Source organism: Bacillus sp. OV166 (genome assembly GCF_900177675.1).
GTDB lineage: Bacteria > Bacillota > Bacilli > Bacillales > Cytobacillaceae > Neobacillus.
The window spans coordinates 5,097,415-5,123,049 of sequence record NZ_FXWM01000001.1; the positions used below are offsets into that span (position 1 = coordinate 5,097,415).

The window sequence follows — 25,635 nt, forward strand, 5'->3', positions numbered from 1 at the left end:
AATAACATATTAAAAATCGGTATTCAAGGATTCATGAAAGCGATTTCCTGCTATTTTTTTACATTTAGTGACAAATTTAATTCCTTTAATTGCGCCTCAGAAACTTCACCAGGTGCGTTCGTTAACAAGCAGCTTGCACTTGCGGTTTTTGGAAAAGCAATCGTGTCCCTTAAATTCGTACTGCCAGCAAGCAGCATGACTAATCTATCAAGACCGAGCGCGATACCACCGTGTGGAGGGGTTCCATATTCAAACGCATTTAACAAGAAACCAAATTGTTCCTTTGCTTCTTCAGGTGTAAACCCAAGTACGCTGAACATCTTTTCTTGGATATCACGTTCAAAAATCCGGAGTGACCCTCCGCCTAGTTCATAACCATTTAAGACAATGTCATAAGCCTGGGCACGTACTTTAGATGGATCTGAATCTAAATACTCTAGATCTTCCCTAAACGGCATCGTAAACGGATGATGGGCAGCGTAATAACGACCATCCTCTTCATCATACTCAAGAAGCGGCCAGTCTGTTACCCATAAGAAATTGAACAAACTTGGATCAATTAAATCTAAATCTCTAGCTAGCTTTTGTCGAAGTGCACCTAAAGCATCGGCGACAACCTTCTTCTTATCAGCAACAAACAGAAGCAAATCCCCTGCTGAAGCTTCAAGCGTACTCGTAAGTGCTTTTGCGTCTTCCTCTGAGAAGAATTTTGCAATCGGACCCTTAAGTCCTTCTGCGTCCACTTTAAGCCAAGCAGGCCCCTTTGCGCCATACACAGCAACGAAGTCTGTTAAGGCATCAATGTCTTTACGTGAGTATTTCTCAGCTGCACTTTTTACATTGATCGCTTTAACTTGCCCGCCATTTGCCACTGCCGAAGCAAATACTTTAAAGCCTGAGTCCTTGACGATTTCTGAAAGATCGACAAGCTCTAGTCCAAAACGAGTATCAGGTTTATCCGATCCAAACCGGCTCATTGCTTCGTCGTAAGTCATGCGTGGGAAGGCAGCAGGTACGTCTACTCCTTTTACTTCTTTCATTAACTTCGTCATCATTTTTTCCATCATACCCATGATATCTTCTTGGCTTAAAAAGCTGGTTTCGATATCGATTTGTGTGAATTCAGGCTGACGGTCAGCACGTAAGTCCTCATCGCGGAAACAGCGCGCAATTTGATAATAGCGTTCAATTCCACCTACCATAAGTAACTGTTTAAAAAGTTGTGGTGATTGTGGTAACGCATAGAATTCACCCGGATGAACACGGCTTGGCACTAAATAATCACGTGCACCCTCAGGTGTACTTTTTGTCAAAATGGGTGTCTCAATATCTAAAAAGCCTTCGCCGTCTAGGAAATCCCTGATTTGCTTTGTTACTTGGTGACGCATTTTTAAGGTTTCAAAAATCACTGGACGGCGGAAATCTAGGTAACGGTATTTTAACCGAACGTCCTCTGAAGCATCGGTTTTGTCAGAAATCATGAATGGCGGTGTTTTCGCTTCATTAATGATCGTTACTTTTTCCGCTTGTACTTCAATTTTACCTGTTTTCAAATTCTCATTGAAGGTTGCCTCATCGCGGGCTACCACAGTTCCCACAATATCTAAAACAAATTCGTTACGGATCTTTTCAGCAATTTGCAACGCTTCTTTAGATAAATCTGGATTAAAAACTACTTGAACAACACCTGAACGGTCGCGAAGGTCGATAAAAATTAATCCGCCAAGGTCGCGTCTTTTTTGGACCCAGCCTTTCAAGGTTACTTTTTCACCAACTGCTGATTCAGGTACTTCCCCACAAAAATATGATCTGCCAAACATAAAATATCCTCCCTTATTCCTGCAACTCTTGGAATTGTTTAATAAAAGTTGCTAAATCGATTTCTACTTGCTCACCAGTCGCCATATTTTTCACATTAATTTTATTATTTTTAAGCTCCTCATCGCCAAGAACCGCCACATATTTTGCTTTTAGACGATCGGCTGCTTTAAATTGAGCTTTAATTTTTCGATTTAAATAATCTCTTTCTGCTGAAAAGCCCGCCCTGCGCAGCTGCTGCAACAGTCCGACCGTGTAATCCTTTGCTTCTTCCCCTAGTGCAGCCAGATAGCAATCAATGCTTTCGTTAATCTCCAACTCGATTCCTTCTGCATTAAGAGCAGCAATAAAACGTTCGATACTTAAGGCAAATCCTATTCCAGGCGTTTCAGGACCGCCAATTTCTTCAGCTAGCCCGTTATAACGACCGCCTCCACAAAGCGTGGTAATTGCCCCAAAGCCTTCCGCATTACTCATAATTTCGAATGCGGTGTGGTTATAATAATCCAACCCGCGCACTAAGTTGGCATCCACTTCAAAGGGAATATCAAGCTGGGTTAAATAGCGCTGTAATTTTTCGAAATAATTCTTTGAAAAATCATTCAGAAACTCAAGAATCGATGGCGCTGTTTTCATTAATTCATGCTCACGGTCCACTTTACAATCCAGAATACGGAGCGGATTTTTTTCAAGACGATTTTGACAATCCTGACAAAACTCGCCAATTCTTGGTTTAAAGTGATTGACTAACGCATCGCGGTGGGCGTTCCGACTTTCCTTATCACCCAAACTATTAATAATCAGCTTCAGCTTTTTTAAGCCCATTTCTTTATACAAGTTCATCGCGAGCGAAATGACTTCTGCATCGATAGCAGGGTCATTACTGCCTAAGGCTTCAATTCCAAACTGAACAAACTGGCGAAACCGTCCTGCTTGTGGGCGTTCATATCTGAACATTGGCCCCATATAATAAAGCTTTACAGGCTGATTAGGCAGCCCAAACATTTTTTTCTCGACATAGGAGCGAACTACCGCAGCAGTTCCTTCTGGTCTAAGTGTGAGACTCCTTTTGCCCCTGTCTTCAAATGTGTACATTTCCTTTTGAACAATATCGGTGCTATCGCCAACGCCTCTTGAAAAAAGATCGGTATGTTCAAAAATTGGGGTGCGAATCTCCTTGTATTGATATTTCTCACAAAGTTCTCTCGCTTTTGCTTCAATCAGCTGCCACTTTTCAACCTCTCCGGGTAAAATGTCTTGCGTTCCCCGTGGAATGCTTATTGACATAGTGGAAAACCTCCTCATTTAATCAGTTCTGTAAGTATAGTGTCTAGCTCCATTATAGAAAGCTTCGAAAGCGATACCTCGCACGAAAGAAAAGCGTTAGCTTTTCTAAAAGAGCGTCCAGCGGCTATTGGACCTCGCTAAACGGACGATTCCGCTTTTCTTTTAAACAACAAAAAACTCCCATCCCTTGTACGAATACAAGGGACGAGAGTTATAATAATCCCGCGGTGCCACCCTAGTTGAAGGCATAGATTTCATGCACTTCCTCTTTAACAGTTAACGCCTGCTACGTTCTTCTCCTACTAAAGTTGATCCTTTTTCAGAGAGAAGCCTACGGAGTGTTCCTTCATTAAGTTCCATGTAGAAATGCTTTCAGCCTAGGGCATTTCCTCTCTTTTCATGACTGTGCTTAATTACTATGCTCCATCATTGGTTATGTCGCAATATGTCATTTTATTTTACTAATATTACGGAGCATCGATGGTAATGTCAATAGTGTTTTATGATCTTTCTAAATGTTTTTTTAACTTTCTGACATCACCGATCGTTAATCCAAATTCTGATGCCAGTTCAAACGAGGTAGTATGCTGTTCCTTTTGAATAAAATCATGAAAATCAACTCCGAAAAGTCGTCCATCCATTGACTGGATGTTCATTCCTTTTTCACTCGCTCTCATTCTTAATCACCTCTGCCCTTTCTTCAATACTGATATTATTTCCACCATTCGTGAAAAACTTGCATAATCAATAAGTATTTCTCAATTTATTGGACAATATTAGCAATTTAGGAATGATTTTCAGCTTTTAATACGTTAAAATTGAATTAATAGAAAAGGAGGGGGTTATAGTCAAGAAGTATAGTTTATTGCTATTATCTATAATTCTTATTTTTGGAGCCTTCCTGCCTCAAGGGAAAAGTGTAGCAGCGACAGGTTCCGTTACTATTTCCACCGATTTAGTCAATGTCCGCGGCGGCCCAGGCTTGAGTTATCCCCTTGTAAAAATAGCCAATCGGGGCGAGAAGTATCAGATTGTAAAGGAGCAAGGTGATTGGATTCAAATTCAATTATCATTTGGAAAAACTGGCTGGTTAGTTAATTGGCTAGTCACAAAAGATAACGATTTCCAACAAGAAAGTAAACCAGAAAGTACTGCTACGAAAAATAATACAGGTATCGTCAATGGTGATACATTAAACATAAGACGTGAACCCTCCACATCGAGTCCCGTTATTGGGAAATTAACAGGTGGGACAAGCGTAACCATTTATTCTAAACAAAATAATTGGTTAGAGGTTGGCTTTTCTAATTTAAGGGGATGGGTCAGTTCTGAGTTTATTGACAGTCAAACATCAATTGCTCAAAATGGCACGACTCAAAACGAAATGACTACCAGTGCCGTCACCGGAACCGTAACAGCGAATAGTCTTAGTGTTCGCTCAGCGGCCTCATTAAATTCAAACCTCATTGGGACTGTAACCAATGGTTTAAGTTATAAGATAGTAGAAGAGAAGAATAACTGGGCAAAAATAGAATACAAGACTGGTAGTTTCGGATGGGTTACCGGATGGTATCTTGATAAAAAAACAGTGAAATCCCAATCTGGACAAGCTGTGAAGGAAAGTATCATTACGATAATACATAACGGGACAAATATCCGAAAAGAACCAAATGTGCAATCAGGTGTCCTCGAGCGTGCAAATAAGGGCAGTAATTATCCCGTTAAAAGGGTAATTAATGACTGGTATGAGATTAAGCTGAAGAACGGAAAAACAGGGTATGTTGCTGGCTGGCTTGTTTCCATTAACGGTTCGAAACAACAGATTGAAAAGCCAGGAGCCGAATTATATCTTAAAAATAAAACCATTGTTCTGGACCCAGGACATGGCGGAGTGGATAAAGGGGCTACTGGAGGCAGCGGAACATTTGAAAAAGAGCTTACACTTAGGACATCCCAGCTTTTATCTAATAAATTAAAAGCCGCAGGAGCCAATGTCTACGTAACGAGGAAAAATGATTCATACTTACAACTCGCTGCTCGAGTGAATATGGCACGTAATTACAAGGCGGATGCTTTTATCAGCCTTCATTACGATAGTAATTTAGATCGCAGTGTTCGTGGAATGACTGGCTTTTATTATCATTCCTATCAAAAAGCCCTGGCTGAATCCATTTTCACATCAACTATTGGACAAACAAAATTGAAAAACCGTGGAGTGCGTTTTGGCGATTTCCATGTGATCCGTGAGAATAGTCAAAAAGCCGTTTTAATAGAACTTGGCTATTTAAGTAACCCGGAAGAAGAAATGACGATAAAATCCAGTGGATTCCAAGAAAATGCCGCTTCTGGTTTGTTTAATGGATTAGCCAGATATTTTAAAGAGAATGAATAAGGGCCTTGGAAGGTTTATACAAATTCCTCGATCTAGCAAACGCCAAAATTATAGGTACTCCAAGGAGCGAAAAGATAAGAAAGACGACAAAGACTATGATGAAGATGCGGATGATTAATGACACTTTTAATTCCAAATCAATGTAAGGCACCCTTTGCTATTCGTTACTTTAAACTGCAAAAAATAGTATAAGAAATACAAACAAGCACACGACAATAACGTGTGCTTGTTTTGTTGTGGGCTACCGAGACTGCTCCACCCATAATTTGGATCGCCTATAGACTCCATTATCCAGGTTCGTAAAACAATTATTATGTAATTATAACATCACAGTAAAGCTGCTTAATCGATCTTCCATTTGTTTTTTAGCATCATTCATCATGCCGTCGAGCAGTTCTTTCACGGTTGGAATATGTTCAATGAGTCCGGCCACCTGCCCGCTATTCATGAAACCATTCTCAGCATCTCCCTGGATCGCACCAGCAATGTGATGGTCCTCTGATGTCATTTCGAGGTATTGTTCTGAAGCCACTCCACTTCGTTCCGATTCGATAATGCTATCAGCATATGGTGCTTTTAAAACGCGTCTTACTTGTCCGACTGACCGGCCTAAAATAACGGTTTCGTTATCCCCTGCATCAAGAAGCCTTTGTTTATAGGTTGAATGAAATGGTGCTTCTTTCGTTGCTATCAAGCGAGTACCTAACTGTACGCCAGCTGCTCCGAGCATCAAAGCCGCTGCCAGACCTTGACCATTTCCAATTCCACCCGCTGCCACGACCGGGATTGTGACATGGCGGCTTATTTGTGGAATGAGCGTAAATGTGGTTAATTCCATACTTGAATTAATACCGGCTGCTTCAAACCCTTCTGCCACCAATACATCTGCCCCTGCAGCCTCTGCCTTTTGAGCTTGTTTGACCGACGCGACAACCGCAATTACTTTTATGCCTTTTTCATGCAGGAGTGGAATAAAAGGAGCAGGATTGCCAGCCGATAATGAAACAATTGGTATTTCATGCTTAAACACAAGTTGAATCATTTCTTTTGTATAAGGACTAACATTAATTGGTATATTCAATGCAAAACTGTTATTCGTTTTATCTTTGGTTTCAAGAATAATGGCTTCGACCTGCTCAAGGGTCATCGTTCCACATCCTATCGTACCAAGACCTCCAGCTTCAGATACAGCAGCCGTAAGCTGAGCATTGCTTATATTCCCCATTCCCCCCTGAATGATTGGATATTGAATAGAAAAAAGTTCGCAAATATATTTCATTTTTTCAACCCCCTATTAATTTCATGTTATACTATAATCAATAGAAAAACAATTCTGATTTTTTAAAAGGAGCGAAAGAAATGATCATCCCATTCAATGGCATAACCCCTTCCATTCATAAAACAGTTTTCGTGGCACCTGGTGCTCACTTAATTGGCGATATTACGATTAAAGAAGAATCTTCCATCTGGTTTAATGCTGTGTTACGAGGGGATGAGGATTCGATTATTATTGGCGCAAGGTGCAGTATTCAAGATAACTCTACCATTCATTTATTCGAAGGATGTCCTGTTATCATTGAAGACGAGGTTACAGTCGGGCACAACGTTATTCTGCACGGCTGCAAAGTGGGTAAACGTTCAATTATCGGTATGGGCTCTACCATATTAGACAACGTAGAAATCGGCGAAGAATGCATTATTGGTGCGAATACACTGATTGCCGCGGGCAAAAAGATACCGCCACGCTCACTTGTCGTTGGATCACCGGGAAAAGTCGTCAGGGAATTAACCGATAAAGACCTAGAACTTATTCGCCTCTCTACTGATTCATATGTACAAAAAGGACGGGAATTTAAAGAGATCCTTAAATAGATAATTTAAGATTTTAAGAACAAAAGGCGCAAGCGCCCGTTAAGCGACGTATGGACTGGAGCACTCCAACTGAGATCAATGAAAAAGGAAAGCGGAAGCGCCTTGCTCAGGGGCAACAGGCATAAGACGAGCCGGCGAGAAGGTTGTTCTTTAACCTTCTTGAAGGATTGGCTTATGACCCGAGCCCCTTGGCGCTAAGCTAGACAACACGGAGCTGCGCAAGATTCGATGTTGACATATCGTATGGCGGAGGGCGAAGTACACTAGTCGCTGGGCGCTGGAGCTGGAGCTGGATTCAGATAACCATTCTAATTATCCACATTAAAATTTTTTTATAATTTCCTACAAAACAAAAAAAGCTGCCTCGAAAGTCTTCCATTAAAGACTTTTGGGGCAGCTTTTATTTTTTTGAATGAATAATTAACGGATGATTTTTCGCGTCATAGGAATGATCCTTTCTGCGCAAATCATTATCCGCTTCAAAGACATTTTCAAAAAAACTGCTAGCTGATTCCGCTAAAAGTTGATAATACTGACTAAACAGCAGTGCCGCATGATTACCACTCCACATTGGCGGTAAAAGTTCCTTTGGCAGACCTGGATCAATGAACAGAAATTTTCTGTATTCATGAACAAGATTTGTTCTCTCCACAAAGCACTCTGAGTCGGACATTTCTCCATTGCTTAGCACACTTTGATGTACAATGAATTGCTTACTGTACTTTGAGATAAACTCCTCATACTTATTCTCGATTTCCTCAAGCGGCCAGCTTTTTTCCACAAGGGATTGACTATCTTTTGGCCCTTTATAGTCCGAGACGAAGAAATCAACGTATTCACTAATATCATACTTTTCGATTAAAAGATTCACTTCTTTTTCAAGGTTATTCGGTGAAATCCAGCAGGCATTAGAGAAACTGCCAAATCCACTCCACAATAGTTCCTGTCGAAGCTCATCACGAATCTGTCGTTTTTCTTCCGGAATCGAATACATTAAAATACGCCATTTTCCGTCCCATTCATGCGGGTTCAGCTTAAAAATTCGGTTGGCGGCCTCATCCATCCGGGATACACCTCGTTCAGTCAAAAAGTAAAAACTTTTGTTTCCCTGCTTTTCTGACTGAATCCACCCTTGCTTCACCATTCGGGAAACAGCGACACGAACGCCCTGTTCATTATGCCCAAACTCTTTCAATAAACGAACCAAGCTGCCAATCCAAATTTTATTTCCATAGTGACGTAAATAATCTCCATAAATGGTGAAAATCATCGATTGTGTGTTTGCACCCATAAACTCTTCACTCTTTCTTTTTCCCTGCCCCTTACAAATTTTGAACGAGACGTTTTTTTCTATTATATCACAAACGTCAATATCATCTCCCTGAAAATTGAGGTATTCTCCGCTCACTAAATGCATCGAGCGCCTCGATTCGGTCTTCTGTTGGAATCGTCAGTTCATACGCTTTCGCTTCAATTGCAAGCCCCGTCTGTAAATCTGCGTTCATTCCCTGAGTAATCGCATATTTCGCCTGTTTTAATGCGACAGGCCCATTTTTCATCATGTTTGCCGCAAATTGTTTACACTCTTCAGAAAGCACATCATGCGGCACCACTTTTAATACAATACCAAGGTCGAGCGCCTCCTCAGCTGAGATTTTTTTCGCCGTTAAAATTAATTCTTTGCCCTTCATTTCACCAATCAGTCGTGGAAGGCGCTGTGTTCCGCCTGCACCAGGAATGATTGCCCAGCTCGTTTCGGTCAACCCCATGGATACACCTTGTGCCGCAATCGCAAAGTCACACGACAGTAGCCACTCAAATCCTCCGCCCAGCGCGTAACCATTAACCGCTGCGATTGTCGGCTGCGGCAAGCTGGCAATACTATTAAACAAATCACGAATCGCTTTCACATTTCTTCTTACCTCTGACTCATTTAAGGTTTTTCTTTCTTTCAAATCAGCACCGGCACTGAATGCTTTTTGGCCGGCTCCTGTAAAAATAACAACGCGTACCTCAGGATTTACATGAATGGAATCAACAGCCTCCTGCAGTTCACGAAGTGTATCATAGTTAAAACAATTCAATACGTCCGGTCGGTTTACTGTTACATATCCGATATGACCTTTCACTTCATATAATACGTTTCCCATGGCCGTTCCCTCTCTTTTTTAAGGCTGTGCTAAATTTGCCTATTGATTTCCGATACAGGCACCTCACTTTCCGCGGGCGGTCCGGGTGTCTCCTCGGCGCTTTTGCGCCTGTGGGGTCTCCCAAGACCTTCTTTTCCCGCAGGAGTCTCGTGCCTTCCGCTCCAATCAACATAGTTTGCAAAATCAACATTGAGCTTTAACACAGCCTTTTTTAAAATAGAGGCCATCCCACAAATTCGAGACAGCCCATTTTAGATCCTAGTCTATATTTTCAATAATCGCCGCTATCCCCTGACCGACTCCTACACACATTGTCGCCAGTCCATATTGAACATTTTGTTTTTTCATTTCATATAAAAGCGTCGTCAAAATACGGGCTCCGCTTGCACCAAGTGGATGTCCAAACGCAATAGCACCGCCGTTTACATTGACCTTTTCCTGATCAAACTCAAGCTGGCGTATGCATTCCAGCGACTGTGAGGCAAAAGCTTCATTTAGTTCTACAAGACCGATATCGTTTACCGATAAGTTTGCCCGATCAAGCGCTTTTTTCGTTGCATAAATTGGACCAAGGCCCATAACCGCAGGCTCAAGACCGGCAACCGCTCCAACCACATATTTTGCAAGTGACTTCAAACCAAGTTCTTTTGCTTTATCCGCACTCATTAATAACAAAGCGGATGCACCGTCATTTACTCCAGATGCATTACCAGCTGTTACTGTGCCACCTTCAAAAATCGGACGCAGTTTAGCAAGTTTTTCAATCGTTGTATCTGGACGTGGATGCTCGTCTTGATCGAAGACAACCTCGTTTCCTTTCCGATCATGAAAACGAACGGGTACAATTTCTTCCGCAAAACGATTGGATTCCATTGCTTTTTTTGCCCGCTGCTGGCTTTGAAGTGCAAACTGATCCTGATCTTCCCGTGAAATTGAGCAGCGTTGCGCCACATTTTCAGCTGTCTGAGGCATGGAATCTGCTCCATACATCTCTTCTAGCTTTTTATTCGTAAATCGCCATCCAATCGTTGTATCTTGAAGCTCCATCGATCCCCGAGGGAAGTCACTCTCAGGTTTTGCCATGACATATGGTGCTCTTGTCATACTTTCCGTTCCCCCTGCGATGTAAATATCGCCTTCCCCTACAGCTATAGATCGTGCAGCATACATAACCGCATCAAGTCCTGATCCGCACAAACGATTAATAGTAGTTCCACCAACGTTCACTGGAAGACCAGCTAAAAGTGCGGACATTCTCGCTACATCTCGGTTATCCTCTCCTGCCTGATTCGCATTTCCGAAGATGACATCTTCAATTTGTTCCGGCGGCAGCCCTGGATTCCGCTCTATCAGCGCTTTAATGACAATTGCTCCGAGATCATCTGGACGTACACTTTTTAATGCTCCTTTATACTTCCCGATAGGTGTTCTTACCGCATCAACAATGACAACGTCCCTCATTTTCCCACCAGCTCTTCAATTTTTGTATAGTCGTACACACCTTTACCAGACTTGCGGCCCAGCCTTCCCGCTTTTACATACTGTTCAAGAAGTGGCGCTGGACGGTATTTTTCACCAAGTTTTTCATGTAAATATTTTAAATTATTTAAACGGGCATCTAGTCCTACTAAATCCCCCAGCTCAAATGGGCCCATCGGATAATTCAATCCTAGCTTGATTGCTTTATCAATTTCTTCAGGTGTTCCTAACCCTTCTTGAAGCATATAGAATGCTTCATTCCCAACCAGGCAGCTAATCCGGCTTGTTACAAAACCAGGAAATTCGTTAATGACCACTGTCTCTTTCCCCATCTTCTCAGCGACCTGTTTTATGACTGCTGCTGTTTCATCACTCGTTTCGAGGCCGCGTACAATTTCGACTAGCGGCATTTTCTGTACAGGATTGAAGAAATGCATCGCAATCGTTTTTTCAGGACGCTTTCCATAAGAACCAATTTCTGTCGGGCTCATAGTGGAAGTATTAGTAGCAAAATAGCAGTGATCCTGTGCATGTTCTTCTATTGTTTCAAAAACAGCTTTTTTAACTTCTGCACGCTCTGGAACGGCCTCTATAATTAAATCAGCTTTAATAGCAGCTTCTTTTAAATTGGAAGAATATAATAATCGACTTTTTCCTGCATCCGCTTCTTCAGAAGTGATTTTTCCGTAACGTACACCTTTTTCAAAAATAATATCAATCTCTTTTTTCGCGCTGTCTAATGCAGATGAATTCACATCTACTAATGTTATGTCAAATCCTCCGGTCGCTCCTACATAGGCGATCCCTCTGCCCATTACTCCAGAGCCTACGACTACTATGTTTGTAATCATCTAACTTTCTCCTTCCACATAATAGAGGCTGGCTGCGATAGAATCAGATTAGCATCCAGCTATACCCGAATGATGTTTCTGAAATATGTTTCAGCCAGCCTTTATTCACTATTTTGTATCTCGGTTTAATATCCATCAACGGCAGGCCCCTGATAGAAGTTTCACCTTATTAAATGCCGAAAGGATTTAATGGGCGGCTTCCATAATAGGAAATAAAACTTTTTGTTTCAGTATAAAGATCTAATGTCTCAATACAAAGCTCCCTTCCGAACCCTGATTGTTTATAACCGCCGAAAGGTGTTCCTGGAAAAGCTGAGAATGGGCAGTTTACCATGACAATCCCTGCTTGGATTTGGTTACCGACACGAGTTGCACGGGCACCATCTTTCGTCCAAAGAGCAGAACCAAGACCAAACTCTGTGTCATTTGCTAGTCTAATTGCCTCTTTTTCATCTTTGAACTTCATGATTACAACAACTGGTCCAAAGATTTCTTCTTTCACTACTTTCATATTGTGATTTACATTACCAATGACCGTCGGCTCATACCAATAACCGCCTTCGAATCCTTCAACTACAGCCGGCTTTCCACCTACTAAGATTTCAGCTCCATCTGCAATAGCTGATTGAACATAGCTATCAACAACATCTAATTGACCTTGATCGATAACGGACCCAACATGTGTTTCTTTATCTAATGGATTTCCCAATTTAAGCTTTTTCGTTTTTTCTACGAATCTAGTAACAAATTCATCATAAATATCCTCGTGTACGTATAAGCGAGATCTCGCCTCACAAGATTGTCCTGTATTATAGAAAATACCGAATAGTGACCCATCTATAGCCGCTTCAATATCAGCATCCTCGAACACGATATTAGGAGATTTCCCGCCAAGCTCCAATGTTACACGCTTTAATGTTTGTGAAGCCTTGCCCATGATATCTCTGCCAATTGGTGTAGAACCTGTGAAAGCTACTTTACTTACATTCGGATGTTCAACTAGATAATTTCCAACGTCAGAACCAGAACCAGGAATAACATTAACTACTCCTGCGGGAACTCCTGCTTCAATACAAATTTCACCTAAAACAATGGCAGTTATCGGAGTTAACGAAGCCGGTTTCACAATGACAGAACATCCAACCGCGATTGCAGGTGCAATTTTCCACGCCGCCATCATCAAAGGGTAGTTCCAAGGAATAATTTGTGCGCATACACCTACAGGTTCTTTCTCTGTATAGTTATGGAATTGACCTGCCATATTATTTACGGAGCCGCTATGTCCTACAATGGCACCTGCATAAAATTCGAAAACTTCAACAGCTTGCATAACTTGACCTTGTGCGGCCGAAATCGATTTACCGCTATTTAATACTTCTAATTCAACTAATTCATTAAAACGGGAACGCATAATCGCCGCAATTTTATTTAAAATACGAGAGCGTTTATTAATAGGAGATCTCTTCCACTTACCGTTTTCGAATACTGCAAGAGCTGCTTGTACCGCTCTTTCTGCATCTTCTTGTGTAGCTTTTGCAACCTTGGCAAGGATTTCACCAGTGGCAGGATTGTAAGCATCAATAGTGGCTCCATTAGAACTTTCCACTCTTTCACCATTAATAACTAGATGGTAATAATCACGCTTCATTTCTACTTTTTCAAAAATTGCTGCTTCCTGTACTTTTACCATTTCATCCCACTCCCTTTTTTATGTTACTCACCTATAAATTGAGCTTTGCGTTTCTCAGTAAATGCCGTTACCCCTTCAACATAATCTTTCGTTAAGCCGGCAATTCGTTGTCCTTCCGCTTCTTCTTTCAAATATTCTTCAAAAGAATGATGGTAGGAGGCTTCTAAATACCTTTTGATTAAGCCGATTGCTTTCGTTGGTCTACTGGCAATATTTTCTGCAAAGGCTGTCACTTGCTCGTTCCAGTCCTCTACACCGATTACTTTTGTAGCAAGACCCATTTTTTCTGCCTCAGTAGCAGGTACCTTTTCTCCCAAAACAGATAGCTCTAATGCTTTTGCATGACCCACAATTCGTGAAAGGTAATACAGATTACCCGAATCAGGAATTAACCCAATATTGACAAAGGCATTTAAAAAGCTTGCTTTCTCAGAGACAAGACGGAAATCGCAGGCTAATGCCAGACTGAAGCCCGCCCCTGCAGCCACACCGTTTACTGCTGCAATAATTGGTTTTTCACATCTGGCGATTTCCTTCATCATCGGACCGTAATTGTTACGGAGCATTTGCCCTAAATTCATGCTGTCATCCACATCTGCTAGGTCTTGGCCGGAACAAAAGGCCCTTCCTTCTCCGTTAATGACAATCGCACGCACTTCATGAGAGTTTGACGATTGTTTAATTGCCCTTTGGATTTCTTTATTCATTTGTGATGTAAAAGCATTCAGTTTATCTGGTCGGTTTAGACTGAGCCAAGCTACCCCGTTTTCAATCCGATAAGTAATTGTTTCGTACATAGCATAACTCCTTATCTGCCTGTAAAATTAGGCTTTCTTTTTTCTACAAACGCTTCCATGCCTTCCCTTTGATCTTCTGAAGCAAAGAGCAAGTAGAAATTTTTTCTTTCATATTGCATTCCTTCATATAAGGAGTAATCCACTGCCTTATTAACAGAATCTTTGATCATTCTGACCGCTAAAGATGGCTGTACCGCAATCTTTCTTGCGAAAGCTATTGCTTCCTCCATCAATAATTCAGGTGCGACAATTTTATTAATAATGCCATATTTTAAGGCTGTATCTGCATTGATTCTTTCGGCGGTCAAGATCCATTCAAGTGCCTTTGTTTTACCTACTAGCTTCGTCAGTCTTTGTGTCCCTCCTGCTCCAGGCATAACTCCAAGTGTTACCTCTGGGAAGGAAAACAGTGTATCTCCTGCAGCTATAAGTAAGTCACATGATAGGGCAAGTTCAAAGCCACCGCCGAATACAAAGCTTTTGACTGCACCAATGATAGGCTTTTTAACGAGACTTAACCGGTCCCAATCAGCGAATTGATTTAACAATTCCAACGTAATTGGATTATCATTGGCCATCTCATCAATATCCGCCCCAGCAGAAAATGCTTTTCCATGACCGGATAATAGGATTACTTTCACTTGGGTATCACGGTCGAATTCTTCTGCTGCAGAAACAATTTCACCGACCATCGTCCGGTTAAGCGCATTCAATTGTTTAGGCCTATTTAAGGTAATAAAACCAATTTCATTCTCGACAGAAGTTTCAATATATTGAAACAGTCCCATCCTTAAACTTCCTCACCAATCATCATGGTTACGAGTTTCCCAGCAAAGCCCATCAAGTCTTTTCCTGATGCTTTTCCTTCAGGGGAACGCATACCTTGTTGAAGCGCTTCATGATTTTTATAATACATTTCGCATAGAATGTGATATTCAGAGTCTTTCCCCATTGGTGTTCCGACGATTTTCGTAACGACCATTTTTTGAAGACCTGGGATTTTATCTGTGAGCGGACCGTGAACATTAAAATAATGTTCATCAAATTCTTCTTTATTTTCCGGCTGCTTATATAGAGCAATTAACTTTACCATTTTATTCCCTCCATATTTTACATAAATTTAATCATTGGTTTCATTGCTTCAAATGGATTTTTACATGATTTACAATATAAAATGCTGCGACACGCTGTTGGTCCGAATATGTTTTCCATCGTGACATACGTCGATTCACAATACGGACAATCTATATGCCACGATCCATCCTCTTTCATTTGTCGAGGGGGAGGGGAGATTCCGAATACCTTTAGTCCCGCTTTCCCCTTTTCCGTAATCCGGTCAGATGTCCAGGATGGGAAATGTAGGAATTCTACGCTCACTCCTTCTACGCTTGGCAGCTGTTTAACAGCCGTTTCAACATTTTTTTGAATGATAGGAAGAGCTGGGCAACCTAGAAAGGTAGGCAGTATTTTTACTGAAACATCTGATCCTGATATCTCCACATTTTCCACCATTCCTAAATCTAGAATGCTGACTGTATTAATTTCGGGATCTTTTACGTTTTCCAGTAGTTTATATATTTCTTCTGATGTTAATAACACGGTAGGCATCGTACCCCTCCCCCTTTTCCTTTTGTATTACCAGGAAGCTGCTTTATTACTAGCGTATACTTCACTTAAAGTTTCGAGTGCCTTCTCTAAATCCTCTGTGTGCTTCCCATTTCGTCCATCTCCTTGAGCCATTCCTATTTCAAGGGGTCCTTGGAGCCCAACACTTTCCAATATAGGTGCAACAGCCTGATTCCACTTATTCAGTAAAACCACTTCGCTTTCAATTAAACCTTGTTGCATGATTTTATTTCGATGTTCTCCCAGAGAGAACACACCTTGGAAATCTTGCAACGTTATTTCAATAGCTGCTTTCATTCGGGAAACAGCTTCTTCATGGCCTGAACCTAAAAGTTGAACGAACCATGTTTTCCAATGCATTAGATGATAGTAAAGTTCCATTTGCACTTTTGCGGCAACTTCAGCCAGCGGCTCATACGAACTTGAATGTAATGATTGAATCTTAATCATTTTGGCTTGGGTATAAAAATAATTTCGTACTACCGCAAAAGCCCAATCATAATCCGGTTCTTTCATATAATAGCCAGGTCCATTCACGAGTTCCAAGATAATCGCATTGCGCCTTGCATTAGCTGGACGATCATGGGCCAGCTGATTTGCATTCCCTTCACCGAGTTCTTCTAGCAATTGATAGAATATGGTCGCATGACCCATTGTATCTTGGGTGATGGAGGAAGTTGCTACGTCTTCCTCAATGTGAGGAGCGAGACCCAGCCATTCAGATCCACGATAGGAATGGATAAAATCATCGTCTGCTAATTGAAATAGCAACTCTTTAATTGCCGTATTCTCTACTGATGAATTATTTGCCATTTTTTACGCCTCCTGCCCAAGACAAAATTTCCTTCTCATCAAGCATTTCTTGTTCATATTTCCGCCATTTTTTCTTTAAATAGCCATACCCTTTTGTTGTGCGGTATTCTTTATTATCTAAACGTTGAAGCGTTTTCTTTTCTTCCGAAGTCATTTTACGTATATTCTGACGTTTCACAACCCAGATATCATCCACTGCTTCACGTCGCATAAAGTTTTCCTGTGCCATCAGGATCGCAATATCCTCATTTGGTGCGAGCAAGCTAAAATGATATTGTACTGGTGCAGTTGGGGTCTTGCGGCTAAATACTTCAAACTCTTCAAAATATGATTCTTGCCTAGTTTCCATGTTCCTTCCCCTCCCTTAGACAGTCTTTGGAGACAATGCTTCACGTACCCATTGGTTATTTTTGTATGAAATTCTCCTAAGATTCAAGCGCTCTTGTGAACGAGGTCCTTCATTTCTAGCAATCTTCTTCAATTTATTCCAGTCAGGCTGTTTATAAATCCATTTTCCTGTTTCTTCATCAAATCGCAGCGTTTCATCCGGAATAGTAAAACCAAGTGAATGAATCCGCTTAATATACTTGCTAAAGAAAGATTGACGAAGTCCTTCATTCGTGCCCGTTCTGATTCTATACTTTAAGGTAACATCTTGTTTTGAAGCACCCATTTCATTCTTGCTTGGCGGTCCGAAGAAAAGCAGCAAAGATTCCCACCAATAATTAAGTGCATCTTGCACCATTTGTCTCTGTTCTTCTGTCCCTTCAGCTAAAGCCATAATAATGGCTTCTCCGTGTTGAGCGTGGAAAACCTCTTCTGCACAAATTCTGTGTAAGGCACGGGCATATGGACCGTAAGAAGCACCAAGCATATCCGTTTGGGTGATAATGGCCGCTCCGTCAACTAACCAGCCAATCAGCCCTGCATCTCCCCATGATTTAGCTTCCATATGGAAAACATTATGGAACTTTAATTTCCCAGTAAAAAGATCCTGCATCAGATCGTCCCGCTTTTTTCCATATGGTTTCAATAAATCTTCCGCCACACGAAGCAATAATTGTCCGTGTCCCATTTCGTCTTGTACCTTCGCCATAATCCCAAGTTTTCTATGCAAAGTAGGAGCTTTCGGTACCCATTCCTTTTCAGGAAGTGCTCCCATTATTTCGCTCATACCATGCATGGAAATTAATTTGATTAATGTATTCCGATATTCATCTGGCATCCAATCATCTGCTTCAATTTTATCTCCAGCTTCGATCCTAGCTATAAATTGCTCCAGCTTTTCCTGTTCTGTTATTTCATTTAAAAGAACGCTCATTTCAAATCCCCCTTTTCTTAAAAACAATATAACGTTTATTTAACGTAATTATATTTTATTGTTATATATAAAGCAAGAATATTGCGTCATTATTTCAAAATAAAAAGTATGGGCAATACTCTCCTTTATTTCAACGATACTTTAAACAGTGACGACCCTACTTTATTAGCTAAATTGTGGATGCGGTGCACGGGCACCAGAAAATTTTGATTACAATCGGAAGGGAATGGCATTTGTTCTTCTTGACGAAAATGAAGGAACTGCATGCATCATTCCCTGCTGGGATAATGACAGATTCATTATACGCTGATCATAGCACTTTTTCGCTTATCAACAATACGAATGGCCTTTCCTTCAGAACGCGGGATGCCTTTTGGAATGTTGACAACGATATCCATCGTCACTAGACATGTGTTTTTCATATGGTGCTGGACCGTCTTCTTCAATTTCTGAACATCGGCATGTGTTAAGTCTCCATCAATTCCAGTATAGAAATCACTTTCAATTTCAACATGTAATTCAACACTGTCCATTGCACCTTTCTTTACAAGGTGAATCTGATAATGAGGAACGAGTCCCTTCACTTGCAACAATGCCCGTTCAATTTCAGAAGGGAAAACGTTTACACCTCTGACAATGATCATGTCATCTGTTCTACCTTTTACCCTGGACATTCTTGTTGTCGTACGTCCGCATTTACATTTTTCTCGAGTAATAGAGGAAAGATCCCCTGTTCGATAACGAATAATTGGCAGCGCTTCCTTCGTTAAGCTAGTAAAAACAAGTTCTCCAACTTCTCCATCTGCTAACGGTTCGAGCGTATCTGGATTAATCACTTCAACCAGGAAGTGATCATCTGCGATATGAAGTCCATCCTGTGCTTCATGACATTCTATCGCAACACCTGGTCCCATTACTTCACTTAAGCCGTAAATATCAACCGCTTTCAAATTTAATTTCTTTTCAAGTGTCGCTCTCATTTCTTCTGACCAAGGCTCAGCGCCAAAAATACCATATTCGATTCCATTATCAGCAGGGTCCATCCCCATTTCTTCCATCTTTTCAGCCATATTTAGAATATAAGATGGCGTTCCGCAAATACCCCTCGGTTTCAAATCATTAATAAGTGTAATTTGCCGATCTGTGTTTCCCCCTGAAATTGGTAATGTTGCAGCGCCTAGCTTTTCTGCTCCGTAATGAAGACCAAGTCCACCTGTAAACAATCCATAGCCATAGGCGTTATGAAAAATATCAGATTTCCGGCCACCTGCAGTGACAATTGCACGCGCAACCATTACGGACCAGTTTTCAATATCATTTTTTGTATATCCTACAATTGTCGGCTTTCCACTCGTTCCAGACGATCCATGAACGCGGACAACCTCATCCATGGGAACTGCAAATAGACCGAATGGGTATTGCTCACGAAAGTTCCGTTTTTTGGTAAATGGAAGCTTTGTCACATCGCTTAACTGTTGAATATCTTCTGGCGTAATACCCAGTTCATCAAATTTCTCTTTGTAAAATGGTACATTCTCAAATACATTACTAACCGTTTTTTGAAGACGTGCCAGCTGCAAGCTTTCCATTTCAACACGGGTAGCAGTTTCAATTTCTGGATTGTACATTGTGTCAGTCCCCCTCATTTGCTTTTCATTGTTCCTGAAATTACATAACAGAATTAAAACGAAAATAAAAAATCTAGTAATATACATTTTCAGATTAATACGACATTTCCACGTTGTCAATAGTGTTAACTTTGAATTTTAATAGAAAATATAAAATTTTATTAAATATTTTAATTTACTTAATATTCTAATTATGATAGGTTTAAAACGAAAGTGACATATATCACTTTTTATCACTACCGTTTTAAAATCGTTTTATTCAAGGAGGAGTTATTATGGAATCACCAGTAAAAAAAAGCTACTTAACCGAAGAACATGTCGAAAAGAAGCCCTATTATCAATTGGTTGAAACCGAAGATTTTAAGGGTTTACTTCAAAAGAAAAAAGCATTTATTATCCCGGTCACCACTTTCTTCCTTACGTTTTATTTTGTTTTACCTGTGTTAGCTGCTTATACAAATGTATTAAAAGGAGAAGCTTTTCTCGGTCTAACATGGGCATGGGTTTATGCACTTCTTCAATTCGTTGTGGTTTGGATCGGTGGAATTGTCTACCTTAAGAAATCAGAGAAGTATGACAAAATGGCCCAAAACATTTTAACTAAATACCAGAAGGAGCTTGGCTGATGAGTACATTATCTCTTATACTTTTTTTAGGTATTATATTGTTAACGCTTACAATAACCTATTATTCTTCTAAAAAAACGAAAAACGCGAGCGATTTTTATACAGCTGGCGGCGGGTTGACTGCATGGCAAAATGGATTGGCTGTAGCTGGTGACTTTATGTCTGCCGCTTCTTTTCTCGGTATTACTGGGGCTATCGCTCTGATTGGTTTCGATGGATTTTATATGAGCATTGGCAATCTTGTCGCGTTCCTTGTCTTATTATACCTTGTTTCGGAGCCGCTTCGTAATCTTGGAAAATACACGTTAGCCGATATGATTTCTGCTCGTTTTAAGTCCAAAAAGGTACGTGGGATCGCTGCAGCGAACACTCTTGTCATTTCTATTTTTTATATGATTGCTCAACTTGTTGGTGCGGGTGGATTGATTAAACTTCTTCTCGGAATCGATTACGGTCTTTCAGTTCTTCTCGTTGGTGTATTAATGACAATTTATGTTATTTTCGGTGGGATGCGGGCGACAAGCTGGGTACAAATAACAAAAGCCGCGCTTTTGCTGGGCGGTTCTTCCGTTTTGACGTTTATTGTATTTTCCCGATATAACTTTAACATCTCAGAAATGTTCCACCATGTTAAGACAGCAACACCCCTTGGTAATGACTTTTTAAATCCAGGTAATAAATACACGAATGGACTTGATATGATTTCATTTAATATGTCACTTGTCCTCGGCGCAGCAGGACTTCCTCATTTACTTGTCCGCTTCTTTACTGTAAAAGATGCGGCGACGGCACGAAAATCTGTTGTATATTCAACATGGTTTATTGGCGTATTTTTTATTATGACGATTTTCCTAGGGTTCGGTGCTGCTTCATTCGTCGGTTTTGACCGCATTGTTGAGGCTAACCCTGCTGGAAACATGGCCGCGCCGCTTCTCGCATTAACCGTAGGCGGTGAATTCTTGTTTGCATTCGTCTCAGCTGTCGCATTTGCCACTATTTTAGCGGTAGTATCCGGCCTTGTTTTAACGTCAGCATCCGCCTTTGCACATGACATTTATGGAGAAATTATTAAAGACGGAAAAATGACTGAAAATCAGCAAGTTCTTGTAGCACGTATCTCGGCAATTAGTGTTGCAGCTATTTCAATCGTGCTAGCCTTGTTCGCACAGTCGCTGAATGTTGCTTTTCTTTCTGTACTTGCATTAGGTATTGCAGCAAGCGCCAACTTGCCGGTTATTCTTTGCACAATTTACTGGAAACGATTTAATGCAATCGGAGCGATCACCGGCATGATGTTTGGGTTAATCAGCTCTCTAGTTTTAGTTTTGCTTAGTCCGAATGTATGGAATCCCCAACCTGGAATGGGTATTTTCACAGGAGACCCTATTTTCACAATGAGCAGCCCGACCATTTTCACCGTGCCTCTTGGCTTTATAGGTGCCTATATAGGTACAATGTTGTCTAAAGCAAAAGAAGACAAAAATAAATTCGCAGAAGTATTGTTTAAATCAAACACTGGGTATGGCATTAGCTCAGCCAAAGATCATTAAGGAAAGGAGAATTCCATGACAATTCAATTAGATGATCAGGCAATTCACGATTTACATTATGATGAAATTAAGCAAGTTCTAAAAGACGAACCATTTGCAGCTTTTCTTGGCATGAAGCTGACAAATCTCGGACCTGGAACAGCGGAAGCGGAATTAATCCCTGACGACCGGATGCTTAATGCACATGGAACAGTTCACGGTGCCATTATCTTTTCACTTGCAGATTACGTATTTGCCGCAGCGAGCAACTCATATGGCAAAACAGCTGTGGGTGTCACAACTAATGTTAACTTTATATCAGCTGGTAAACGTGGCAGGACTTTAACTGCAAATGCAAAAGAAATAAAGAAAAATCACAAACTCGCTTGGTACAAAATCGATGTCCAAAGTGAAAATGAACTAATCGCAACAATGGAAGCGATGGTTTACAGAAAGAGTCATTATTTTGTTAAACAGGATAAATAAAGCTTTTATTAACCGGGTAAATCAATCGATTCGTCCGGTTGCTTTTTACTATGGAAGTAATAAGAAAAACCGGGCAAAAACCGGAGAGACCTAGTTAAATAAGACAGAGGAAAAAGCACCCCTTGAATCGTATTTAAATAATACGAAACTCAGGAGGTGTTTTCTTTTGGGGAAAAAAATACTTACTCAGAAGAAGTTAAAATGACTGTTATTCAAATGAAATTAAGTGGTGAATATTCAAACACTACTTCAGGCAAAATTAAAACTACCTATCCCCTATTGAGTTGAGGGAACAGGTAGCGTAATTGATGCTTTTTCAATGTCTCATTTGAATAGGTTAGTTCAAACTGCCTAGGTCTTTTTTTAAAAATGTCCTTTACAACGGGTACACTTTAAAAGTGCCAAGCCTTTTTTATGATTTACTTTCGAGTATCAACGTCACGGGACCGTCATTGATGAGTTCAACATCCATCATCGCACCGAATATGCCGGTTTCAACACGAATCCCTTTTTCCCTCAGCAAGCTGTTAAGTAACTCATAAAGTTGAACAGCTTGGTCTGGCCGGGCCGCTTCCATGAAGTTTGGTCTCCTCCCCTTTCGGCAATCACCGTAAAGAGTAAATTGCGAAACAGAAAGAATTTCACCGCCAACATCTAATAAAGATAGATTCATCTTTTCATCGGCATCCTCAAAAATACGGAGGTTGGCAATTTTATCGGCTAGGTAGATGGCATCCTCTTCTTTGTCAGCATGGGTGATACCGACAAGTAAGACAAACCCCTTTGTTATTTGACCAGTTACTTCCCCGCCAACAGTTACGCTGGCACCTTTACTTCGTTGAACAACTACACGCATTTTTGGAAACTCCTTAATTCATCATTCGACGGACGGAATAAATATCGGGGATCTGTTTAATTCGTTCAACCACCTTTTGTAAATGGTTCACATTGTGTATGGCAATCGACATGCTAATCGTCGCCATTTTATTCCGATCCGATTTGCCTGAAACGGCAGAAATATTTGTTTTTGTTTCACTTACAGCTTGTAGTACTTCATTGAGAATCCCTCTTCGGTCATAACCGTTAATTTCAATATCAACATTATATTCTTTTCGATCATTTAAGGACGATTCCCATTCTACCGGGATTAACCTTGACTGAGCATCATTAGAATCAATGTTCGTACAGTCCGAACGATGAACAGAGACTCCGCGCCCCTTGGTAATAAAACCAACAATTTCATCGCCAGGAACCGGATTGCAGCATCTTGATAACCGAATCAGTAAATTATCAATCCCGGAAACTCGGACACCGGATTCACGTTTTTTGGAAGATGGGAAGGTTTTTAGGTCCGTTATGGCATTGGTAATATTCGAACTCTGCTCCTGATCCCTCTTTTTGCGCCATTTCTCGGTTAATCGGTTGGCGACCTGTAAAGCCGTTACACCATTATAACCAACTGCTGCATACATATCTTCTTCACTGGAGAAATTAAACTTTTCAGCAACCTTTTTCAGATTGTCAGCGGTGAATATTTCTTTAATATCGAACTCCATATTACGGATTTCTTTTTCAACCATCTCTTTGCCCTTATCGACATTTTCATCACGGCGCTGCTTCTTAAAGAAGGCCCGAATCTTGTTTTTCGCTTGCGATGTTTGCGCCAGCTTCAACCAATCCTGACTTGGACCGTATGAATGTTTCGATGTAAGGATTTCGATGATATCACCAGTCTTAAGCCGGTAGTCCAGCGTCACCATTTTGCCATTCACTTTTGCGCCTATCGTCTTATTGCCAATTTCGGAGTGAATTCGATAAGCAAAATCAATAGGAACAGAACCAGACGGCAACTCAATGACATCACCTTTTGGTGTAAACACAAAAACCATATCCGAAAATAAGTCAATTTTCAATGACTCCATAAACTCTTCCGCATTGGCGGTATCATTTTGGAACTCGAGTATTTCTCTGAACCAGGTTAATTTCTGTTCAAAAGAAGTGCTCTCGTTAAGTGCTTCTTTGCCCTCTTTATAAGCCCAGTGTGCTGCCACCCCGAATTCAGCAATCCGATGCATCTCATACGTTCTAATTTGAACCTCAAGCGGATCTCCTTTTGGGCCGATTACGGTAGTATGCAAGGATTGATACATATTAGGCTTCGGCATCGCGATATAATCCTTGAAACGGCCGGGCATTGGTTTCCAGCAAGTGTGAATAATCCCTAAAACAGCATAGCAATCTTTAATACTGTTTACGACGATTCGAACAGCTAGCAAATCATAAATTTCACTGAACTGCTTGTTTTGCAAGGCCATTTTCCGATAAATGCTATAAATATGCTTCGGACGGCCAGAAAGCTCTGCTTTAATGGACACTTCACCCATTCGATTCTTTACTTCTTCAATGACATCCACTAAATATTGCTCACGTTCAGCGCGCTTCTTTTTCATTAAGTTAACAATTCGATAATATTGCTGCGGATTTAAATACCTTAAGGCTGTATCTTCCAGTTCCCATTTAATCTTAGAAATACCAAGACGATGTGCCAAAGGTGCAAAAATTTCAAGTGTTTCATTTGAAATCCGACGCTGCTTTTCTATAGGAAGATGTTTAAGTGTCCGCATATTATGCAAACGGTCGGCAAGCTTAATAAGGATGACCCGGATATCCTGGGCCATTGCCACAAACATTTTTCTGTGGTTCTCTGCCTGCTGTTCCTCGTGAGATTTATATTTAATTTTCCCTAATTTGGTTACGCCGTCGACAAGCATGGCCACTTCGTCATTAAAAGAAGACTCAATATCTTTTAAAGATATACTCGTATCTTCAACGACGTCATGAAGAAAACCAGCTGCAACCGTGGCAGGATCCATCTCCAAGTCAGCTAGAATACCAGCAACCTGGATCGGATGAATAATGTACGGTTCCCCCGATTTTCGATATTGTTCACGATGAGCATGTTTTGCAAATTCGTATGCTTTTTCCAAAAATTTAACATGTTCATCATTTAAATAATTCCGAGTCTTGTCGATGACTTGGTCGGCTGTTAACACTAGATCATTCGCCATGAAATCACCTTTATTTTCGTCTCATTTTATTTATATAAATGTCATTCTCTAAAAATTTGTTCTAAATAGGAATGATTGTTATTATTATCGAAAAAAAAAGCCAAGATGTAAAGAGATTGAGAGTCTTTTTCCACACTATTCAGGAAAAAGTATGCTAAATGGGCACTTCCGCTTTAAATTATATAAAGAGAGCACTCGTCCC

Annotated in this window: 24 protein-coding genes and 1 other annotated feature; of the genes, 5 read left to right on the plus strand and 19 right to left on the minus strand. The window is 40.7% G+C overall.

What is annotated here, in order from left to right; genetic code table 11:
• Positions 1 to 50: 50 nt before the first annotated feature.
• The 3 genes from aspS to CCK98_RS35625 form a co-directional block, all read right to left on the minus strand.
• Positions 51 to 1,820 (minus strand): aspartate--tRNA ligase, encoded by a 1,770-nt coding sequence (gene aspS / locus CCK98_RS25130; protein WP_088089090.1) that lies wholly within the window; start codon positions 1,818 to 1,820, stop codon positions 51 to 53.
• A gap of 13 nt (positions 1,821 to 1,833) precedes the next feature.
• Positions 1,834 to 3,105, minus strand: coding sequence for a histidine--tRNA ligase (gene hisS, locus CCK98_RS25135; protein ID WP_088089091.1), 1,272 nt, complete (start codon positions 3,103 to 3,105; stop codon positions 1,834 to 1,836).
• A gap of 197 nt (positions 3,106 to 3,302) precedes the next feature.
• Positions 3,303 to 3,544 (minus strand) — a binding site (T-box leader).
• Positions 3,545 to 3,605: 61 nt separating this feature from the next.
• Entirely contained in the window at positions 3,606 to 3,782 is a 177-nt protein-coding gene (locus tag CCK98_RS35625; protein ID WP_166253587.1) for a hypothetical protein, read from the minus strand.
• Between the two features lie 188 nt (positions 3,783 to 3,970).
• On the opposite strand from CCK98_RS35625, the gene CCK98_RS25140 reads away from it, so the two are divergent.
• Positions 3,971 to 5,497 carry an N-acetylmuramoyl-L-alanine amidase gene (locus tag CCK98_RS25140; protein ID WP_256942457.1) on the plus strand — a complete coding sequence of 509 codons (1,527 nt, stop codon included), beginning with the start codon at positions 3,971 to 3,973 and terminating at the stop codon, positions 5,495 to 5,497.
• 319 nt (positions 5,498 to 5,816) lie between these two features.
• Here the strand turns inward: CCK98_RS25140 and CCK98_RS25145 are convergent, their stop codons facing one another.
• Entirely contained in the window at positions 5,817 to 6,776 is a 960-nt protein-coding gene (locus CCK98_RS25145; RefSeq protein WP_088089093.1) for a nitronate monooxygenase family protein, read from the minus strand.
• Between the two features lie 80 nt (positions 6,777 to 6,856).
• On the opposite strand from CCK98_RS25145, the gene CCK98_RS25150 reads away from it, so the two are divergent.
• Positions 6,857 to 7,369: a gamma carbonic anhydrase family protein gene (locus CCK98_RS25150; protein WP_088089094.1), complete on the plus strand. Its 513-nt coding sequence runs from the start codon at positions 6,857 to 6,859 to the stop codon at positions 7,367 to 7,369.
• Between the two features lie 400 nt (positions 7,370 to 7,769).
• Here CCK98_RS25150 and paaX read toward each other — a convergent pair whose 3' ends face one another.
• The 13 genes from paaX to CCK98_RS25220 form a co-directional block, all read right to left on the minus strand.
• Positions 7,770 to 8,660: a phenylacetic acid degradation operon negative regulatory protein PaaX gene (paaX, locus tag CCK98_RS25155; protein ID WP_088090541.1), complete on the minus strand. Its 891-nt coding sequence runs from the start codon at positions 8,658 to 8,660 to the stop codon at positions 7,770 to 7,772.
• An 82-nt stretch (positions 8,661 to 8,742) separates the two neighbouring features.
• Positions 8,743 to 9,519, minus strand: coding sequence for an enoyl-CoA hydratase-related protein (locus tag CCK98_RS25160; protein WP_088089095.1), 777 nt, complete (start codon positions 9,517 to 9,519; stop codon positions 8,743 to 8,745).
• A gap of 258 nt (positions 9,520 to 9,777) precedes the next feature.
• Positions 9,778 to 10,980, minus strand: coding sequence for an acetyl-CoA C-acyltransferase (locus CCK98_RS25170; protein WP_088089097.1), 1,203 nt, complete (start codon positions 10,978 to 10,980; stop codon positions 9,778 to 9,780).
• Positions 10,977 to 11,849 carry a 3-hydroxyacyl-CoA dehydrogenase gene (locus CCK98_RS25175; RefSeq protein ID WP_088089098.1) on the minus strand — a complete coding sequence of 291 codons (873 nt, stop codon included), beginning with the start codon at positions 11,847 to 11,849 and terminating at the stop codon, positions 10,977 to 10,979. The genes CCK98_RS25170 and CCK98_RS25175 overlap by 4 nt, the downstream gene beginning before the upstream one ends.
• 169 nt (positions 11,850 to 12,018) lie before the next feature.
• Positions 12,019 to 13,539 carry an aldehyde dehydrogenase gene (locus tag CCK98_RS25180; RefSeq protein ID WP_088089099.1) on the minus strand — a complete coding sequence of 507 codons (1,521 nt, stop codon included), beginning with the start codon at positions 13,537 to 13,539 and terminating at the stop codon, positions 12,019 to 12,021.
• A 23-nt stretch (positions 13,540 to 13,562) separates the two neighbouring features.
• Positions 13,563 to 14,336: an enoyl-CoA hydratase-related protein gene (locus CCK98_RS25185; protein ID WP_088089100.1), complete on the minus strand. Its 774-nt coding sequence runs from the start codon at positions 14,334 to 14,336 to the stop codon at positions 13,563 to 13,565.
• 11 nt (positions 14,337 to 14,347) lie between these two features.
• Positions 14,348 to 15,124, minus strand: coding sequence for an enoyl-CoA hydratase-related protein (locus CCK98_RS25190; protein WP_088089101.1), 777 nt, complete (start codon positions 15,122 to 15,124; stop codon positions 14,348 to 14,350).
• A gap of 2 nt (positions 15,125 to 15,126) precedes the next feature.
• Complete coding sequence (locus CCK98_RS25195) at positions 15,127 to 15,429, minus strand: EthD family reductase (protein WP_088089102.1); 303 nt, start codon at positions 15,427 to 15,429, stop codon at positions 15,127 to 15,129.
• Positions 15,430 to 15,446: 17 nt separating this feature from the next.
• Positions 15,447 to 15,944 (minus strand): 1,2-phenylacetyl-CoA epoxidase subunit PaaD, encoded by a 498-nt coding sequence (gene paaD, locus CCK98_RS25200; protein WP_088089103.1) that lies wholly within the window; start codon positions 15,942 to 15,944, stop codon positions 15,447 to 15,449.
• 27 nt (positions 15,945 to 15,971) lie between these two features.
• On the minus strand, positions 15,972 to 16,775 hold the full coding sequence (gene paaC, locus CCK98_RS25205; protein ID WP_088089104.1) for a 1,2-phenylacetyl-CoA epoxidase subunit PaaC: 804 nt from the start codon (positions 16,773 to 16,775) through the stop codon (positions 15,972 to 15,974).
• On the minus strand, positions 16,765 to 17,124 hold the full coding sequence (paaB, locus tag CCK98_RS25210) for a 1,2-phenylacetyl-CoA epoxidase subunit PaaB (protein ID WP_088089105.1): 360 nt from the start codon (positions 17,122 to 17,124) through the stop codon (positions 16,765 to 16,767). The genes paaC and paaB overlap by 11 nt, the downstream gene beginning before the upstream one ends.
• A gap of 15 nt (positions 17,125 to 17,139) precedes the next feature.
• Positions 17,140 to 18,096 carry a 1,2-phenylacetyl-CoA epoxidase subunit PaaA gene (gene paaA / locus CCK98_RS25215; protein WP_088089106.1) on the minus strand — a complete coding sequence of 319 codons (957 nt, stop codon included), beginning with the start codon at positions 18,094 to 18,096 and terminating at the stop codon, positions 17,140 to 17,142.
• Positions 18,097 to 18,395: 299 nt separating this feature from the next.
• A complete protein-coding gene (locus CCK98_RS25220; protein ID WP_088089107.1) occupies positions 18,396 to 19,724 on the minus strand; it encodes a phenylacetate--CoA ligase family protein in 1,329 nt (442 codons plus the stop codon).
• Positions 19,725 to 19,999: 275 nt separating this feature from the next.
• Between CCK98_RS25220 and CCK98_RS25225 the strand changes: the two genes are divergently transcribed.
• The 3 genes from CCK98_RS25225 to CCK98_RS25235 are packed head-to-tail and all read left to right on the plus strand — an operon-like array spanning position 20,000 to position 22,365.
• Complete coding sequence (locus CCK98_RS25225; protein ID WP_088089108.1) at positions 20,000 to 20,350, plus strand: DUF485 domain-containing protein; 351 nt, start codon at positions 20,000 to 20,002, stop codon at positions 20,348 to 20,350.
• Entirely contained in the window at positions 20,350 to 21,900 is a 1,551-nt protein-coding gene (locus CCK98_RS25230) for a cation acetate symporter (RefSeq protein ID WP_088089109.1), read from the plus strand. Before CCK98_RS25225 ends, CCK98_RS25230 begins: the two co-directional genes overlap by 1 nt.
• 15 nt (positions 21,901 to 21,915) lie before the next feature.
• Positions 21,916 to 22,365 carry a PaaI family thioesterase gene (locus CCK98_RS25235; protein ID WP_088089110.1) on the plus strand — a complete coding sequence of 150 codons (450 nt, stop codon included), beginning with the start codon at positions 21,916 to 21,918 and terminating at the stop codon, positions 22,363 to 22,365.
• A gap of 412 nt (positions 22,366 to 22,777) precedes the next feature.
• On the opposite strand, the gene dtd is transcribed toward CCK98_RS25235, so the two are convergent.
• Both dtd and CCK98_RS25245 read right to left on the minus strand, forming a co-directional pair.
• Positions 22,778 to 23,221 carry a D-aminoacyl-tRNA deacylase gene (dtd, locus tag CCK98_RS25240; protein WP_088089111.1) on the minus strand — a complete coding sequence of 148 codons (444 nt, stop codon included), beginning with the start codon at positions 23,219 to 23,221 and terminating at the stop codon, positions 22,778 to 22,780.
• A gap of 13 nt (positions 23,222 to 23,234) precedes the next feature.
• Complete coding sequence (locus tag CCK98_RS25245; RefSeq protein WP_088089112.1) at positions 23,235 to 25,433, minus strand: bifunctional (p)ppGpp synthetase/guanosine-3',5'-bis(diphosphate) 3'-pyrophosphohydrolase; 2,199 nt, start codon at positions 25,431 to 25,433, stop codon at positions 23,235 to 23,237.
• Positions 25,434 to 25,635 lie beyond the last annotated feature (202 nt).

Bases quoted from the DNA above. Each gene is read 5' to 3' on its own strand.
- aspS (WP_088089090.1), bottom strand. From the start codon at position 1,820: ATGTTTGGCAGATCATATTTTTGTGGGGAAGTACCTGAATCAGCAGTT.
- hisS (WP_088089091.1), bottom strand. From the start codon at position 3,105: ATGTCAATAAGCATTCCACGGGGAACGCAAGACATTTTACCCGGAGAG.
- CCK98_RS35625 (WP_166253587.1), bottom strand. From the start codon at position 3,782: ATGAGAGCGAGTGAAAAAGGAATGAACATCCAGTCAATGGATGGACGA.
- CCK98_RS25145 (WP_088089093.1), bottom strand. From the start codon at position 6,776: ATGAAATATATTTGCGAACTTTTTTCTATTCAATATCCAATCATTCAG.
- CCK98_RS25150 (WP_088089094.1), top strand. From the start codon at position 6,857: ATGATCATCCCATTCAATGGCATAACCCCTTCCATTCATAAAACAGTT.
- paaX (WP_088090541.1), bottom strand. From the start codon at position 8,660: ATGGGTGCAAACACACAATCGATGATTTTCACCATTTATGGAGATTAT.
- CCK98_RS25160 (WP_088089095.1), bottom strand. From the start codon at position 9,519: ATGGGAAACGTATTATATGAAGTGAAAGGTCATATCGGATATGTAACA.
- CCK98_RS25170 (WP_088089097.1), bottom strand. From the start codon at position 10,980: ATGAGGGACGTTGTCATTGTTGATGCGGTAAGAACACCTATCGGGAAG.
- CCK98_RS25175 (WP_088089098.1), bottom strand. From the start codon at position 11,849: ATGATTACAAACATAGTAGTCGTAGGCTCTGGAGTAATGGGCAGAGGG.
- CCK98_RS25180 (WP_088089099.1), bottom strand. From the start codon at position 13,539: ATGGTAAAAGTACAGGAAGCAGCAATTTTTGAAAAAGTAGAAATGAAG.
- CCK98_RS25185 (WP_088089100.1), bottom strand. From the start codon at position 14,336: ATGTACGAAACAATTACTTATCGGATTGAAAACGGGGTAGCTTGGCTC.
- CCK98_RS25190 (WP_088089101.1), bottom strand. From the start codon at position 15,124: ATGGGACTGTTTCAATATATTGAAACTTCTGTCGAGAATGAAATTGGT.
- CCK98_RS25195 (WP_088089102.1), bottom strand. From the start codon at position 15,429: ATGGTAAAGTTAATTGCTCTATATAAGCAGCCGGAAAATAAAGAAGAA.
- paaD (WP_088089103.1), bottom strand. From the start codon at position 15,944: ATGCCTACCGTGTTATTAACATCAGAAGAAATATATAAACTACTGGAA.
- paaC (WP_088089104.1), bottom strand. From the start codon at position 16,775: ATGGCAAATAATTCATCAGTAGAGAATACGGCAATTAAAGAGTTGCTA.
- paaB (WP_088089105.1), bottom strand. From the start codon at position 17,124: ATGGAAACTAGGCAAGAATCATATTTTGAAGAGTTTGAAGTATTTAGC.
- paaA (WP_088089106.1), bottom strand. From the start codon at position 18,096: ATGAGCGTTCTTTTAAATGAAATAACAGAACAGGAAAAGCTGGAGCAA.
- CCK98_RS25220 (WP_088089107.1), bottom strand. From the start codon at position 19,724: ATGTACAATCCAGAAATTGAAACTGCTACCCGTGTTGAAATGGAAAGC.
- CCK98_RS25225 (WP_088089108.1), top strand. From the start codon at position 20,000: ATGGAATCACCAGTAAAAAAAAGCTACTTAACCGAAGAACATGTCGAA.
- CCK98_RS25230 (WP_088089109.1), top strand. From the start codon at position 20,350: ATGAGTACATTATCTCTTATACTTTTTTTAGGTATTATATTGTTAACG.
- CCK98_RS25235 (WP_088089110.1), top strand. From the start codon at position 21,916: ATGACAATTCAATTAGATGATCAGGCAATTCACGATTTACATTATGAT.
- dtd (WP_088089111.1), bottom strand. From the start codon at position 23,221: ATGCGTGTAGTTGTTCAACGAAGTAAAGGTGCCAGCGTAACTGTTGGC.
- CCK98_RS25245 (WP_088089112.1), bottom strand. From the start codon at position 25,433: ATGGCGAATGATCTAGTGTTAACAGCCGACCAAGTCATCGACAAGACT.